General features: G+C 66.2%; 14 protein-coding genes. 9 read left to right on the top strand and 5 right to left on the bottom strand.

Features of this window, described 5'->3' with window-relative positions:
- Positions 1-210 precede the first annotated feature (210 nt).
- Both IEX33_RS05035 and IEX33_RS05030 read left to right on the top strand, forming a co-directional pair.
- The gene (locus IEX33_RS05035) at positions 211-513 is read left to right on the top strand and encodes a hypothetical protein (protein ID WP_188728284.1); all 303 of its coding nucleotides are present in this window, start codon (positions 211-213) and stop codon (positions 511-513) included.
- Entirely contained in the window at positions 514-1,884 is a 1,371-nt protein-coding gene (locus IEX33_RS05030; RefSeq protein ID WP_188728282.1) for an alpha/beta hydrolase family protein, read from the top strand.
- A gap of 9 nt (positions 1,885-1,893) precedes the next feature.
- Here the strand turns inward: IEX33_RS05030 and IEX33_RS05025 are convergent, their stop codons facing one another.
- Complete coding sequence (locus IEX33_RS05025) at positions 1,894-2,319, bottom strand: phage holin family protein (protein WP_188728280.1); 426 nt, start codon at positions 2,317-2,319, stop codon at positions 1,894-1,896.
- Positions 2,320-2,592: 273 nt separating this feature from the next.
- Between IEX33_RS05025 and IEX33_RS05020 the strand changes: the two genes are divergently transcribed.
- The 7 genes from IEX33_RS05020 to IEX33_RS04990 all read left to right on the top strand — a co-directional run bounded on the left by IEX33_RS05020 (position 2,593) and on the right by IEX33_RS04990 (position 11,529).
- A complete protein-coding gene (locus IEX33_RS05020) occupies positions 2,593-3,966 on the top strand; it encodes a pectate lyase family protein (protein ID WP_188728279.1) in 1,374 nt (457 codons plus the stop codon).
- Positions 3,966-5,852: a pectinesterase family protein gene (locus IEX33_RS05015; protein ID WP_188728277.1), complete on the top strand. Its 1,887-nt coding sequence runs from the start codon at positions 3,966-3,968 to the stop codon at positions 5,850-5,852. Before IEX33_RS05020 ends, IEX33_RS05015 begins: the two co-directional genes overlap by 1 nt.
- 59 nt (positions 5,853-5,911) lie before the next feature.
- Positions 5,912-7,030 carry a histidinol-phosphate transaminase gene (locus IEX33_RS05010; RefSeq protein ID WP_188728275.1) on the top strand — a complete coding sequence of 373 codons (1,119 nt, stop codon included), beginning with the start codon at positions 5,912-5,914 and terminating at the stop codon, positions 7,028-7,030.
- 149 nt (positions 7,031-7,179) lie between these two features.
- The gene (pdhA, locus tag IEX33_RS05005) at positions 7,180-8,415 is read left to right on the top strand and encodes a pyruvate dehydrogenase (acetyl-transferring) E1 component subunit alpha (protein WP_188728273.1); all 1,236 of its coding nucleotides are present in this window, start codon (positions 7,180-7,182) and stop codon (positions 8,413-8,415) included.
- Positions 8,415-9,395, top strand: coding sequence for an alpha-ketoacid dehydrogenase subunit beta (locus IEX33_RS05000; protein WP_188728271.1), 981 nt, complete (start codon positions 8,415-8,417; stop codon positions 9,393-9,395). Before pdhA ends, IEX33_RS05000 begins: the two co-directional genes overlap by 1 nt.
- A 19-nt stretch (positions 9,396-9,414) precedes the next feature.
- Positions 9,415-10,902 (top strand): dihydrolipoamide acetyltransferase family protein, encoded by a 1,488-nt coding sequence (locus IEX33_RS04995; RefSeq protein WP_188728269.1) that lies wholly within the window; start codon positions 9,415-9,417, stop codon positions 10,900-10,902.
- A 60-nt stretch (positions 10,903-10,962) separates the two neighbouring features.
- Positions 10,963-11,529, top strand: coding sequence for a phosphatase PAP2 family protein (locus tag IEX33_RS04990; RefSeq protein ID WP_377090504.1), 567 nt, complete (start codon positions 10,963-10,965; stop codon positions 11,527-11,529).
- Between the two features lie 7 nt (positions 11,530-11,536).
- Here IEX33_RS04990 and IEX33_RS04985 read toward each other — a convergent pair whose 3' ends face one another.
- The 4 genes from IEX33_RS04985 to IEX33_RS19310 form a co-directional block, all read right to left on the bottom strand.
- Entirely contained in the window at positions 11,537-11,872 is a 336-nt protein-coding gene (locus IEX33_RS04985) for a hypothetical protein (RefSeq protein WP_188728267.1), read from the bottom strand.
- Between the two features lie 150 nt (positions 11,873-12,022).
- Complete coding sequence (locus IEX33_RS04980; RefSeq protein WP_104186955.1) at positions 12,023-12,451, bottom strand: universal stress protein; 429 nt, start codon at positions 12,449-12,451, stop codon at positions 12,023-12,025.
- 44 nt (positions 12,452-12,495) lie between these two features.
- On the bottom strand, positions 12,496-13,788 hold the full coding sequence (locus IEX33_RS04975; protein WP_188728265.1) for an aminotransferase-like domain-containing protein: 1,293 nt from the start codon (positions 13,786-13,788) through the stop codon (positions 12,496-12,498).
- 84 nt (positions 13,789-13,872) lie between these two features.
- The gene (locus IEX33_RS19310) at positions 13,873-14,715 is read right to left on the bottom strand and encodes a hypothetical protein (protein WP_229675246.1); all 843 of its coding nucleotides are present in this window, start codon (positions 14,713-14,715) and stop codon (positions 13,873-13,875) included.
- Positions 14,716-14,845 lie beyond the last annotated feature (130 nt).

Raw genomic sequence — 14,845 nt, 5'->3', positions numbered from 1 at the left:
CCCTTAAGCGGCGGCCATCCACGTTACTTGTCCACATAGCCGACGGCGGCCCTACAGCCCGGGACAGTCCTTCCGTAGCGTCGGGGCAGGGAAGAGGGCCGGGCGGTGTGTCCTGGCGGGCGCTACGGAAGTGGGGCGGCATGGAAGGGACGGTTGCGGGATGGGAACTCGAATTGTGGGGGCGGTGCGGGGCGTCCGTGGGGCGGAAGGGTGAGCAGTGAGCTGGCAGGGGCGGACCTGCAGGCCGACTTGCACCGGGTTTCCCAGGTGGACCAGCTGGCTGCCCGTGTGGCGGCCTGCGTGGTACGGGGAGAGGAAGTGCTTGCGGGATTCAGGGACATCCAGCTCCTGCAGTGGGAGTCGCCGGCAGGGCGGGCCTACCGGGACACCCTGGCTCTGCAGGCGTCGGCCCTGCGGCGCGCCCTCGAATCATTGATGGAAGCAAAGGCGGCCGTGGAACGGCACAGCCGCGAGACCCTGGTTGCCGACTGCTCCTACGGCGGCAGGTTCTAGATGGCCGAGGCGACGCCGTCCGGCACCGGCGGCCCTGTCCGGGTCACCGGCCCGGAACAGGACGGCCCCCTCACAATCCGGGGCGGGGTGGGCGGCGTCAGCTTCCAGCTGGAGGAGCTGGCCGCGGGCGCGGAAAAAGTGGATGCCCTGGCGGGACGGCTTGCCGGGGTGGAGGCCGAGGCCCGCCGCATTTGGGAAGAGCTCATTCCGTTCCAGGACCAGCCCCGGTGGACCGGGACCATGGCCCTGAGCGCGGTGGGCGAGTCAGAACGGAGCCTCCAGGCCGTGCGGACCGAACTCCAGCGCATCAGCAGCCAGGTCCGGGCGTGCAGGCAGGAGTACGAAATGGCGGAGGCGAGGGCAGCCATGGAGCGGTCCTTGGGGATGATGAGTATTGGAGACCTCGGCAATGCCCTTGTGAATGCGTCAATCACAGGCGCCGCTGACGAGAGGACGATGGAAACACTCGTCGCGTCCCTCGGACTCGACGCCCAGGGAGTGAAGATGCGCATTGAAAGGGAACCCTGGCCGTGGGAGGTGCTGGAGGACGCAGGCGCGTTCAACCGTCCCCTCGTCCTGGACCGCCAAGAGACGGTTTCCGTTGATCTCGACTCCTCCCCGGCCGGCCTGCTGGAGCGCATCCGCCTCATCGATGCCCGTGGCCCGGGATTCATCGAGGTCATCCAGGTCCAGGTGGGAGGAGAAAGTGCCTATGTTGTGGTGATTCCAGGCACGCAGCCCGAACTATTGGGCGCCGGCGGTGCCAATCCCCTTGACGAGGTGGGGGTGGGTGAGGCGATGCTCTACGGCTCGGACGAAATGAACATTGCGGCCCTGCAGGCTTTGAATGCCGCAGGTGCCGGGCAGGGAGACCCGGTGGTTGCCGTGGGATACAGCCAAGGTGGGATTCACGCCATGAATTTGGCTGCAGATCCCCGGTTTCTCCGGCAATACGACCTGCGGTACGTCCTGACGGCGGGTTCCCCTGTCGCCGGGATCAACGCCGCGCCGGGAGTGCAGTCTCTTCACCTCGAGCATCGCGCAGACTGGGTGCCGGGCTCCGACGGTGCACCCAATCCGGACACGAAGGGCCGTGTGACCGTGTCCATGGGCCATGCCCCCAGGGCAGTGGACGGGGAGGGCGGCCTCGGCACCGGCCACACCCTCACTACTTACCAGGACGGCGCCCGGCTGGTGTCAGCAAGCTCCGATCCGTCGCTGGTGCAGTCCACTGCCGCGCTGGGTGCTGTCCTCGGCGCCGGGGGCGCGGCAACGGCCATGCGGTTTTCCCTGGCACGGACACCGGCGCCTGCGTCACATCTCCACGCCGCGGACCTCCGCCGGCGGGAACGCGGGCATGGCGGGCGGTAGGCAGGCCTGTTAGCGGCGCACTCCGGTAATCCGGCCGGCCACCAGCGAGATCAGGGTGATGATGATGGCAGCGAACACGGCCGTCCAGAAGAACGAATCGATGGTGAAGTGCACCGGTGTGAAACTGCTGATCCAGGAGGTCAGGTACAGCATGGCGGCACTGATGACGATGGTGAAGAGGCCCAGCGTGAGGATGGTGATCGGAAGGGACAGGAAGCTCACCAGCGGGCGGATGAACGCATTCACCAAGCCAAAAATCAGGCCGATGAACATATACGCCAAAGCCGTTCCGGCCACGTCCGTTCCCTGCGAGACACCCGTCTGGGCTACCGCGTCTGTTGTTGCCGCTGTGGAGATTTCCAACCCGGGAAGGATCCAGCTTGCAATCCACAGTGCCAACCCGTTGATGAGGACGCGGCCAATGAAAGAGAGCATGCGCCCATGTTTTCACACCTGCCTGTGAGCCAGGTGCAGGAGACGGCTGTCCCCTCGGGGCGTCGGCTGGAGTCGGCCCTGCGCAGGCACCCTCCCGCAGCGACTGTCACACGCTTGCATGCCACTGTGACAACGCTGCAATTCATTTTGTCAAGGATCAACTAAGGCCTTGACATTCAGAAAGCGGTTTCTCATAGTAGAGAAATCGCTTTCCGACGTGCAGGCCGTCGCCTGTGCCGAAGCGTGGTTCATTCCAATGGAGGAAGAGAGATCATGCGTCACAAGAAGCCCCTAACACCCGTGTCTGTGGTGGCGGCCCTTGCCGTTTCACTGCTCGCAGCACCAGCCCCCGCGTTGGCATCGCCCGCGCCGCAGGCGGACCCAACAGCCCAGACCGCCCGGCAGCCGCTCGAACGCCAAGTACTGCCGGAAAACGACGGTTGGGCGGCGGCGGGTGCCGGCACCACCGGCGGGTCCACCGCCGGCGCGGACCGCGTGTACGACGTTTCCAGCAAAACCGAACTCCTGGCCGCCTTCGCAAGTGGCGGCACGGACCCGAAGGTCATCCGGGTCCACGGGGACATCGCGGCCAACGTGGACGCGAGCGGCTCTCCGCTCAGCTGTGAAGACTATGCCAGCGGCACCGGCTATTCCCTGGCGCAGTACCTTTATGATTTCGATCCCGCCCGGTATGGGACAACCAGGGAACCTGAGGGCGCCCAGGAAACTGCGCGGCGCGCAGCAGCGGCCAAGCAGGCCGCCACCATCCGCTGGGACATCCCGAGCAACACCACCATTGTGGGCGCTGGCCCGGACAGCAGCATCACGGGTGCAGCACTGCGGATCAACCGCGCCGGGAACGTGATTTTCCGGAACCTCACCGTACGCGATGCCGCCGACTGCTTTCCGGCCTGGGATCCGAGCGACGGCGCCACCGGCAACTGGAACAGTGAGTATGACCTGCTGCAGATCATTAACGGTTCCACCAACGTGTGGGTTGACCACTCCCACTTCACCGACGCCCCCAACCTGGACAGCGCCCAGCCCAGCTACTTCGGCCGGCCCTACCAGATCCATGACGGAGCGGTTGACGTCACCAACGGCTCGGACCTCGTCACCATGTCCTACAACCGGTTCTCCGACCATGACAAGCTCCTGCTCATCGGATCCACGGATTCCACCAACCGGGGTGACGCCGGCAAGCTGCGCGTAACAATCCACCACAACGTGTTTGAGAACGTGGGCCAGCGGGCACCGCGGGTCCGCTACGGCCAGGTGGACGTCTACAACAACCACTTCAAGACCTCCGCTGACTCCGAGGTCCCCTACGGATATACCTTTGGGGCAGGGGTGGAATCGCACCTCTACGCCGAGGCAAACGCTTTCACCCTTCCCGCAGGTACCCCCGTCGCCTCGCTCATCGCATATTTCAAGGGCAAGGTCATCGCCACCACCGGGAACGCGGTCAACGGCAAAATCGTCGATCTCCGGGCAGCCTACAACGCAGCTGCTCCGGCGGACCGGCAGTTGGGTGCCGATAACAGCTGGACGCCGGTGCTGCGGACCCATGTGAACGCCGCCCAGGCCGTTCCCGCCCTCCTCTCGGACGCCGTCGGGCCCGTCTTTACGGCTGGGGAGGCCAACTGATGCGCCGCCTCAAACCCAGCCGCCGTTCAATCCTGGCTGCTGTTGCGGCTGGAGCAGCGACGGCCGCGGCGGGAATCTCCGGACCGGGCGCTGCGCGCTCGCAGGCCGCCGTCCGCCCCGCCAATGCGTCCCCGCAGGGCCGGACCCGTCCGGTGATCTTCGTGGTGGGGGACTCAACCTCGTCGGCTTACCAGCAGTCGGAACGGCCCCGCGCAGGCTGGGGCCAGGCGCTTCCCCTCCTGCTGGGGCCGCAGGCAGGGGTGTTCGACTACGCATGGTCCGGCGCGTCGTCCAAGAGTTTCGCCGACGCCGGCCTCCTCGATGAGGTGACGGCAATGCTCCAGCCGGGGGATTACCTGCTGATTTCCTTCGGGCACAATGACGAGAAGGTCCAGGATCCGGCCAGGGGCACCGACCCCCAGACCACGTTCAAGGACTACCTGCAGAAGTACATCGACAGTGCCAGGGCCCGCGGCGCGAAGGCCGTGCTGGTCACGCCTGTGGAACGCCGGCGGTTCAGCGCGCTCGGCATTGCCCAGGATTCACACGGTGCCTACCCCCAGGCTGTCCGGGAGCTTGCCGCTGCGACGGGGACGCCCCTCGTGGATCTCACCGCCTCCTCCAAGGACCTGTGGCAGAAGCTTGGCCCGGAAGGGACAAAGTCGCACTTCCTCTACGCGTCGCCCGGCCAATATCCGCAGTACCCGGAGGGCGTGGCGGACAACACCCATTTCCAGGCGGAAGGTGCCCTTGCCGTGGCCCGGCTGGTGGCCTCGGAGCTGCAGGCGCAGCAGGCAGTCCCGCCGGGATACTTCCAGCATGTTGATGCCCAGCTGGACCCCCTTGGCGGAATCCACTGGCCCAGCGAACGTCCCATCGACAAGCCCGTGGTCCTGGAAGTCGGGGCAGGATCCGTGTTCCGGACAGTGCAGGCTGCCGTGGACGCCGTGCCGGCCGGAAACACCCACCGCACGCAGATACGCATCGCTCCCGGAACCTACCGGGAACTTATCAGGGTGCCGGCCAACAAGCCCAGGATTTCCTTCATTGGTCTGGGGGACAGGGCCGAGGATGTTGTGCTGGTCTACAACAACGCCTCCGGCACTCCGAAACCTGACGGCACCGGACCTTATGGCACGGGTGGAAGCGCCAGCGTGCGGATTGACGGGCCGGACTTCACAGCGGCGAACCTCACGTTCAGCAACGACTTCGACGAGGCCGCCAACCAGGAGATGAAGAACCGGCAGGCGGTGGCACTCTTCCTGACAGGAGACCGGGCCGTCCTGCGCAATGTCCGGTGCCTGGGGAACCAGGACACCCTGCTGGTTGATTCGCCTTCCCGGGGGGTGCAGTCACGGTTCTTCTTCAGCCACTGCTACGTGGAAGGGGACGTGGACTTCATCTTCGGCCGGGGAACGGCGGTGTTTTCCGGCTGCGAGATCCGGTCCCTGGACCGGGGGTCTGACAGCAACAACGGCTACGTGTCGGCCGGCAGCCTCAACATCCAGATCAAACATGGCTACCTGTTCGCCGGCTGCCGGTTCGTCTCGGATGCCGCGGCCGGCACGGTCCACCTGGGCCGCCCCTGGCACCCGAGCGGCGACGTGGAGGCGATTGCCCAGGTGCTCATCAGGGACTCCTGGCTGGGTGCCCACATCTCCGGCACGCCCTGGACGGACATGAGCGGGTTCTCCTGGCAGGAAGCGCGCTTTCACGAACTCAATAACAACGGACCCGGATCACGGGTCACCCCCACCCGGCCCCAGCTCGACCCGGCCTTGGCCGGTGAGTACACGCTGGAGGCCTACCTGCGCGGCGCAGACGGCTGGGCGCCGCAGCTGGCAGGCACCAGGGCGGACAGCACCGCAGCACCGTCCGGCACCTAGGCCAACAGCGTGTGACCAGCCTGCTTCCCTCCTGCAGCACGGGAAGTAGGCTGGTCTGCATGACGTCTTCTGAGACCCTCACGGGTGGTGTCCAGCCCCGTCCCGTGGTGGCCGGCCTGCCCCGCTATGCCGCTGGGAAGCCGCCCGCCGCCGTTGACGGGATGGCCAGCTACAAGCTGTCCTCCAATGAAAACCCGCTGCCCCCGCTTCCTGCCGTCCTTGAGGCCATAGCGCACCAGACCGACTTCAACCGGTACCCCGATCCGCTCAGCAGCAGGCTGCGTGCGGAGTTGTCCGGCTTCCTGGGCGTGCCCGCCGAGGACATCGTCACCGGCGCGGGCAGCCTGGGCGCACTGAACCAGCTGCTGGCCACGTTTGCCGGACGGAACGACGACGGGACGCCGGACGAAGTGGTCTACGCCTGGCGCTCCTTTGAGGCGTACCCCATCAGCGTGGGACTCTCCGGGGCCGAAAGCGTGCGCGTTCCCGTTACTGCCGACGGCAGGCATGACCTCCGGGCCATGGCGGCTGCCGTGACCGCCCGCACCAAAATGGTCCTCCTGTGCACGCCCAACAATCCCACCGGACCCGTCCTGGGCACTGCCGAAACAGAGGATTTCATCAGGCGTGTCCCACCGCACGTCGTGGTGGTGATCGATGAGGCCTACCAGGAATTCGTTAGGGCTGAAGATGTCGTTGACGGGATCGCCATGTACCGCAAATATCCCAATGTGGTGGTGCTCCGTACGTTCTCGAAAGCACATGGCCTGGCCGGGCTCAGGGTCGGCTACAGCGTGTCCAACGCCGCGCTGACGCAGCACCTCAGGGTTGCGGCAACCCCCTTTGCCGTGTCCCAGATTGCCGAGAAGGCCGCGATTGTTTCGCTGCAGAACTACCCCCAGGTTGTAGAAAGGGTACAAAGCCTGGTGGATGAACGCGAGCGTGTCACGGCAGGGCTGCGGAGCCTTGGCTGGGCTGTTCCCGACGCGCAGGGAAACTTCGTGTGGCTGGACCTGGGCGATCACAGTGCCGGATTTGCCGAACTTGCGGGCGCCCAGGCACTGTCAGTGCGGGCGTTCCCCGGCGAAGGGGTCAGGGTGAGCATCGGCGAGGTGGACGCCAACACCAGGTTCCTCCAGCTGTGTGCGAACTATACAAACGCGCCACGGGGTTCCTAGCGCTTAACAAGTAGCTCGGCGCGTACCTACTGAAGATAAAGTTAGGATCAGTAAAGCAATATATATGCCGCGCCGGGAATCTATTCCTCTTGAGGCATATATCCCAGCGACATTGCACTGCATCCGCATGCGGCAAGCGAGGAGACGGTATGGGCACACATCTGCCTTCCACCGAGTTCGACGGAACAGCGGTAGACGACCAGCGTGAGGCTGATGCCGAGGCGGTCATGGGTGAGCCCCCCGCGCAGATGGTCCAGCTCCTGGGCCCTGACGGGAAGCTGGGTTTCGACCCCGTCTTCACCCAGTACGCGGAGAAGGTCACCCCGGAGGTTCTTCGCGGCCTTTACGCGGACATGGCCGCCATCCGGCGCTTCGACGTGGAAGCTACTGCGCTGCAGCGGCAGGGACAGCTCGCGCTGTGGGTTCCGTTGACCGGCCAGGAGGCCGCGCAGATCGGCTCCGGCAGGGCCAGCCGGCCGCAGGACTACATCTTCCCCACCTACCGTGAGCACGGCGTCGCCTACACCCGCAACGTGGACCTTGCCGAACTCCTTCGGCAGTTCCGCGGAGTGTCGAACGGCGGCTGGAACCCCAAGGACACGAACTTCCACCTCTACACCCTGGTCCTGGCCGCCCAGACGCTCCACGCCGTCGGCTATGCAATGGGCATCCAGCGCGACCAGAAACTGTCGGCAGCGCAGGGCAGCGGGGAGGAGGCCGCGGTCATCGCCTACTTCGGCGATGGTGCCAGCTCCGAGGGTGACGTCCACGAGTCAATGGTCTTTGCTTCCTCCTACAACGCCCCCGTGGTGTTCTTCTGCCAGAACAACCACTGGGCCATCTCCGTTCCCACCAACGTCCAGACCCGCGTGCCGCTGTCCAACCGCGCCAAGGGCTACGGCTTCCCGGGGATCAGGGTGGACGGCAACGACGTCATGGCGGTCCATGCCGTCACCGAATGGGCCCTGGAACACGCACGCCAGGGCAAGGGCCCTGTCCTGATCGAGGCCTTCACCTACCGGGTGGGCGCCCACACCACTGCGGACGACCCCACAAAGTACCGCCAGTCCGCCGAGGAAGACGCGTGGCGGGCAAAGGACCCCCTGGCCCGCGTGGAAAAGTACCTGCGCGCCGAAGGCCTGGCCGACGACGCGTTCTTCGCCAAGGTGAAGGCCGACGGCGACGAACTCGCGGCGTACGTCCGCCGCACCACGCATGACCTTGAAACCCCGGACATCCGCTCCGCCTTCGCCAACACCTACGCCGAGGCGCATCCCCTGGTGGCGGAGGAGCTCGCATGGTTTGAGGAATACACGGCAGGGTTCGAAGGCGGAGACCTGCCGGCCGGATCTTCCGGACAGCCCGCAGCAAAGGCAGGCCACTGATGACAATCATGACCATTGCCAAGGCCATCAACGAGGGTCTTCGTGAGACACTCGCCGGCAATCCAAAGGCCCTGCTGATGGGGGAGGACATTGGTCCGCTGGGCGGGGTCTACCGCGTGACGGACGGCCTGATCGGCGAGTTCGGCCCCGACCGGGTGGTGGACACGCCGCTGGCTGAATCCGGGATCATCGGAACCGCTATTGGCCTTGCGCTCCGCGGATACCGGCCAATCTGCGAAATCCAGTTCGATGGGTTTGTCTTCCCCGGCTTCAACCAGATCACCACGCAGCTGGCCAAGATGCACGCGCGCAGCAATGGCAATCTCACCGTCCCGGTAGTCATACGCATCCCCTATGGCGGCGGCATCGGTTCCGTTGAGCACCACTCCGAATCGCCGGAGGCTTTGTTTGCCCACACTGCCGGCCTGCGCATCATCACTCCCTCCAACGCGCATGACGCCTATTGGATGGTCCAGCAGGCCGTGGAATGCCAGGATCCGGTGATCATTTTCGAGCCCAAGCGCCGCTACTGGCTCAAGGGTGAGGTGGATACCGCCGCGCCGGGCCGGGCAGAGGATCCCTTCAAGGCGCATGTCCTCCGCGAGGGGACAGACGCCACCGTCGTGGCATACGGCCCCCTGGTGCCGGTTGCGCTGGCGGCCGCGAACGCCGCGGAGGAGGACGGCCGGAGCGTGGAGGTGATCGACCTGCGGTCCATTTCCCCGCTGGACTTCGACACCGTCACGGCCTCCGTGCAGAAAACCGGGCGGCTGGTGGTGGCCCATGAGGCACCCACCTTCGGCGGAATCGGCGGTGAAATCGCTGCCCGGATCAGTGAGCGGGCCTTCCACTCGCTCGAGGCGCCGGTCATCCGGGTAGGCGGCTTCCACATGCCCTACCCGGTTGCCAAGGTGGAGGAAGACTACCTTCCGGACATCGACCGCATCCTGGAGGCGCTGGACCGCGCCCTTTCCTACTGAGGCTTCACCCGAGGACACCATGACTCTCAACAAGTTCAACCTGCCTGACGTCGGCGAAGGGCTCACCGAGGCCGAAATCGTCTCCTGGAAGGTCAAGCCGGGCGACGCCGTCGCCATCAACGATGTCCTCTGCGAGATCGAGACGGCCAAGTCCCTCGTGGAACTTCCCTCGCCCTTCGCCGGGACCGTCACTGAACTGCTGGTCCCGGAAGGGTTGACCATCGACGTCGGCACCGCCATCATCAGCGTCAGCGACGACGTGTCCGGAGACCCCACCCCGGCGGATGTCCGAGCGCCTGAGGCTCCCGCGCAGCCGCTCTACGGCAAGCTTCCAGCGTCCGACGGCGGCACAGCAGACAGTGCGCAGGCCACGGAAAGTGCCTTGGCGGGCGGGCCCCTCGTGGGCTCCGGCCCCAAGGCCGACGCCGTTAAACGCCGGCCGCGGAAGACGTCCCCCGCCTCTGCCCTGTCGCCCAACGCCCCGGAAGTGGAGCCCGTCCAGCCCCATTCGCCGGCCGAAGTGACCCAGGATCCGGGCCCGGTAACAAGCCCGGCCGCCGACGTCGACAACCGTCCCACCCTGGGCGGCACCATCACCGGCCTGGTCAACCGTGTGCTCGCAAAGCCCCCCGTCCGCAAAATCGCCCGCGACCTAGGCATCGATCTGGCAGACGTGGTGGCCACAGGCTCCCGCGGCGAGGTGACCCGCGAGGACCTGGTGAGTTACCAGGCCCAGCGGGACGCGGAACTGGACAAGGCTGACGGGTTTTGGGGCAAGGCGGGCAAGCCGCAGGACCAGCGCATCGAGCGTATTCCCGTCAAGGGCGTCCGGAAGGCCACCGCAAAGGCCATGGTGGATTCCGCGTTCGCGGCACCGCACGTCAGCATCTTCGTGGATGTGGACGCCAGCCGCACCATGGAGTTCGTCAAGAGGCTCAAAGCGTCCCGGGACTTCGAGGGCATCAAGGTTTCGCCGCTGCTCATCCTGGCCAAGGCAGTGATCTGGGCGGCCGCCCGGAACCCCAGCGTCAATGCCACGTGGGTGGACAACGCCGACGGAACCGACGGCGCGGAGATCCAGGTCAAGCACTACATGAACCTTGGCATTGCGGCTGCCACACCGCGCGGGCTGATGGTGCCGAACATCAAGAACGCCCAGGACCTTTCCCTGAAGGAACTGGCGCTGGCGCTCAACAACCTGGCCGTTACGGCCCGGTCCGGAAAGACGAAGCCCGCCGAAATGCAGGGCGGCACGCTGACCATCACCAACATCGGAGCCCTGGGGATCGATACCGGCACGCCCATCATCAACCCCGGCGAGGTTGCCATCGTGGCCTTCGGAACCATCAAGCAGAAGCCGTGGGTCCTTGACGGGGAAGTCATCCCCCGCTGGATCACCACGCTGGGCGGATCGTTCGACCACCGGGTAGTGGACGGCGACCTGTCCGCCCGCTTCATGGCCGACGTCGCCGCCATCCTGGAAGAGCCCGCGCTCCTCCTCGACTAGGACAGGACACCGGCAATCAACACCAGCACCCTCCGGGTAAGGAACAGGGCCGCGCGGTGGGTGACGGAGGTATTCCAGCCGCCCGTGGTGGTCAGTATCCAGCTGCTGCTCAGTCCCATAACGCAGCCCGGCTTTCCCGGAACAATGGGGTACGGTGCGCTGGCCGCCCTGTTCGTCTGCGTGCTTCCGCTGTTCCTGCTGCTGATGCTGGTACGGCGGGGGAAAGTCACTGACCACCATGTCAGCGACCGCCGGCAGCGTGCCCCCGTGCTGCTGATGGCGCTGGCTTCCATCCTGGCCGGGCTCCTGGTGCTGGCGGCAGCGGGTGCCCCGCAAAGTGTGGTGGTGATGGTCCTCGCCGTGGTGGCGGGCGTAGTGGTGCTGGCGGCAGTCAGCCCGTTCTGGAAGATCAGCGGGCATGCAGCGGCGATGTCCTCGGCGGCAGTGATCAGCGTGCTCATGCTTGGCCCGGTGTGGCTTCCGCTGCTGCTCCTGGTACCCGCCGTCGGCTGGTCCAGGGTGGTGCTGCGCGCCCACACCGTGGCGCAGGTGATCGCCGGTTCGCTCTTCGGCGGCGTGGTGATGGCCGGGATCTGGTTCGCCCTCCAGGGCCGGATGGTGGCTTAGCCCGGCCTCAGAAGGCGGCGTAGGCGGTCAGCATCTCAAGGCTGGCCGGGTCCGCGGTGGTACCCAGTGCCACGGCAGCACCCGTCATGAGGACAGCCATGGCCGCTGCCATCCCGCCCCAGGCCGTCAGGAGCTTCCAGTCCTCCCGGAGCACGCTGCCCACCGTCTCGGGGAGCTTGATCCCCGGCGCGATGAGGTTGGGGGCGCTGTCCACGCTGCCATCATCCAGTAAAGCCACCACGCGGTCGTTGCTGCGGTCAACGCGCATGGAGCAGATGTGGTTGCCATGGCGGGCGAGGAGGATATCGTGGCCGGCAAGCTGGCGGCGCTGGAGGGTGATCAATGGGGCCCCTTGATGGTGGTGGATGCTGGGTGTCCGCACCGTTGGGGGCTCCTCCAATTTTATCGCCGGGGTGGAGCAGGGAACGCGTTTTTGGGCGTGAGAACGGACACCATGCGGGGCGCGCCTTCCGCATGGTGTCCGTAAAGTCTGCTACTCGGCGTCGTACGTATTGGCGATGTAGACGTCGCAGGGTGCGTTGTGGGCCACGCTGTTGGCAACGCTGCCAAGCACCCGCCCGATGCCGTGCATCCTGCGGTTTCCCACCACGATGATCCGTGCGTCCATCCGCAGGGCCTCCTTGATGAGGGCGTCGGCCGGCCTGCCGCGGGCGGCAGAGTAGGTGACCTTGATGTCCCTGCCCAGCGATTCCGCAACTGTCCGCGCCACATGCTCCGCTGCATCGGCGTCGGATACGATCCACCGGTCACTGCCGCTGCCGAACACCTCGGTGCGGTCGCTGTCGAAGGCGGATACCACGTGGAGCGAGGCGCCAAGGGCTGCTGCGAGGTCCCGGGCCGATTCGGCTGCCTTCTTGGCAGTTGCGCTGCCGTCAACCCCTACAACGATGATTCCGCTCATGTGTGCTCCTTTGCTTGGTTTCAGTGGCGCTGGTCAGGCCAAGGCTACAGCGCGGCGATGGCTTGCTGAAGCACCGGCGCCAGGCGGCGTACCCCTTCGGCGATGGCCTCGGGCGGGACGGCGCTGAAGGCGAGGCGCAGCTTGTTGGAAGGATCGTCCGACGGCGTAAAGGCGGCCCCCGGGATGAACACGACGCCGGCGTCGATCGCCTTGCGCAGCAGGGGGTAGGTGTCCACACCGTCGGGAAGGGTCACCCACACGAAGAAGCCGCCTTCCGGACGGGTCCATGTGGTGCCCGGCGGCATGTGTTCCTCCAGGGCGGCCAGCAGTGCGGCGCAGCGCTCGGCGTACAGCCCGCGGTATGTTTCGATCTGGCCCTTCCAGTCGTAGTCGCGGAGGTAGGCCGAGACCAGCATCTGGTTGAAGGCGGGAGGGCAGAGCGTTACGGCCTCGGCTGCCAGGTAATAGCGGCGCTGGAGGTGTTCCGGGACCAGCGCCCAGCCGATCCGAAGGCCCGGGGCGAAAATCTTGGAAAAGGACCCCATGTAGATGACGTCGTCCGGATTCGCCGCCCGCAGCGGTGCCAGCGGTTCACCGCCGAAGCGGAGCAGCCCGTAGGGGTTGTCCTCCACCACGAGAATATTCGCACTGCGGCATATATCGACGATCCGTTGGCGCCTGTCCGCCGCCAACGTGATTCCCGAAGGGTTGTTGAAGTTGGGGATGGTGTACAGGAACTTGATGTTCTTGCCGGCCAGTTGAAGGGCGGCAATCCGTGCCTCCAGCTGCTCCGGAACCAGGCCGTCGTCGTCCATCTCCACGGTTTCCACCTGGACCTGGTATGCCTCGAAGGTGTTGAGGGCGCCCACATAGGTGGGATCCTCCACCAGGACCACGTCGCCGGGGTTGCAGAAGACCTTCGTGGCCACGTCCTGGGCGGACTGCGAGCCGGCGGTGATGACCACGTTCTGCGGCAGCGCGTCCGTGATGCCTTCCGCGGCCATCACGTCGCAGATCTGGGTGCGGAGTTCCTCCGATCCCTGCCCGCTGCCGTACTGCAGGGCGGTCAGGCCGTTTTCCGCAATGATCCTTGCGGCTGTAGCGGCAAGGCGCTCCAGCGGAAGGGACTGCAGGTAGGGGCTGCCGCCGGCGAGCGAGACGAGTCCCGGCCGCAGGGAGATGTCGAAGACGTCCCGCACTGCTGACTGCCGGATATTCGCGGCCCGCTCCGAGAAGAGTTCTTCGTGGCGGTGCGCGGAGGTCGCCGCCCGCTCGATGGCATCAATGGCTTCTGCTGGCAGCGTCCCTGCTGCGGCGTCGAGTGTTTCGTGGCTCACACCTTCAGGATACAGCGAGGTGTTGCCCTAAAAGCAACACCTGTTTATATATAAGCCACAGCTGGAGGCGGCCGGCCGCGCCCGCTAATCGAGGCTCAGCACTTCCGCGAGGGTGAGGCCATTGACATAGATTTCTGCCCTGATGGCACCGACGGCAGCCACCGCCGTCTGGGTGAGCTGAGCTTCCAGGCGGGGGAGGTCGCACGCTCCGCCGGGGCGGAGGGAGCCGGCGAGGTAAACCGTCACCGTGGTCCCGTCAAAGCTGCCCGAGAGGAACTTCAGGCGCGAACTGGCGAGGGCGTTGTAGAGATCGGGTTCTTGCGCCCCCACAGCTGCGCTGCCTGATGCGTCGAGCAGTGCGCCGACCGCGGCAGGAAGGGCCTCCACGGCAGGTGAACTTTCATGGGAGACGCCCACCAGGCTGTCGTTGCAGCCAAAACGCACACCGTTCCGGCCGCCGTCGTCCAGGAGCACGTAGTAGGCCGTCACCGTATGCGGCGCGGCCCGAGTGTTGGTGGGCCCGGGCCTCTCAGAAGCCTGCAGCACCGCAGCATCGCCAACGTCCTGGGGGGCTGCAATGCTGGGACCCGGGCTGCCCGGACCCGGGGTACTGGGCGTGGAGAAATCCGATGCCGGGGCGCTTGGCCCGCCGGCCCCGGCGGAGAAGCCGGCCGATGCCTGGTTCAGCGATCGGGCAGGGGGAGCGGACGTCTCCGTCCGGGCCGCATCCTGCGGCTGCGGGGAGGGAGCAACGGGCGGCGGGGCGGCCGGTGTGCTTCTGCTGATGGCAAGCGGAGCGGACGGTGCGGGCATGGACTCCGGGGGCGCCTCTGCCACGCAGGCGCCGAGCCACAGCGGAAGCGCCAGGCTGGCTGCTGCTGCCGTCCGCAGCCCCGCCCCGCGCTTTCCTGCACCCCGTGCCCGCATACCTCCACCGCAATCCCGTTCCGGTTTGGTGGATTAACGTTACGGCTGGCGCCCCGGCCCGGAAATGCCGGGAAGGTACCGGTTGGGACAAGAGTTGATCACGGGGCGGCGCCTGCCGGGCCTGCGCCAC

Source organism: Pseudarthrobacter scleromae, assembly GCF_014644515.1.
GTDB lineage: Bacteria > Actinomycetota > Actinomycetes > Actinomycetales > Micrococcaceae > Arthrobacter > Arthrobacter scleromae.
Note: the sequence above shows the minus strand (reverse complement) of the source record. Positions and strands in the feature narration are given on the sequence as shown.

Excerpts from the sequence above, each read along its gene's own strand:
- IEX33_RS05010 (WP_188728275.1), top strand. The coding sequence starts at position 5,912 with ATGACGTCTTCTGAGACCCTCACGGGTGGTGTCCAGCCCCGTCCCGTG.
- IEX33_RS04995 (WP_188728269.1), top strand. The coding sequence starts at position 9,415 with ATGACTCTCAACAAGTTCAACCTGCCTGACGTCGGCGAAGGGCTCACC.
- pdhA (WP_188728273.1), top strand. The coding sequence starts at position 7,180 with ATGGGCACACATCTGCCTTCCACCGAGTTCGACGGAACAGCGGTAGAC.
- IEX33_RS05000 (WP_188728271.1), top strand. The coding sequence starts at position 8,415 with ATGACAATCATGACCATTGCCAAGGCCATCAACGAGGGTCTTCGTGAG.
- IEX33_RS19310 (WP_229675246.1), bottom strand. The coding sequence starts at position 14,715 with ATGCGGGCACGGGGTGCAGGAAAGCGCGGGGCGGGGCTGCGGACGGCA.
- IEX33_RS05015 (WP_188728277.1), top strand. The coding sequence starts at position 3,966 with ATGCGCCGCCTCAAACCCAGCCGCCGTTCAATCCTGGCTGCTGTTGCG.
- IEX33_RS05025 (WP_188728280.1), bottom strand. The coding sequence starts at position 2,319 with ATGCTCTCTTTCATTGGCCGCGTCCTCATCAACGGGTTGGCACTGTGG.
- IEX33_RS04980 (WP_104186955.1), bottom strand. The coding sequence starts at position 12,451 with ATGAGCGGAATCATCGTTGTAGGGGTTGACGGCAGCGCAACTGCCAAG.
- IEX33_RS05020 (WP_188728279.1), top strand. The coding sequence starts at position 2,593 with ATGCGTCACAAGAAGCCCCTAACACCCGTGTCTGTGGTGGCGGCCCTT.
- IEX33_RS05030 (WP_188728282.1), top strand. The coding sequence starts at position 514 with ATGGCCGAGGCGACGCCGTCCGGCACCGGCGGCCCTGTCCGGGTCACC.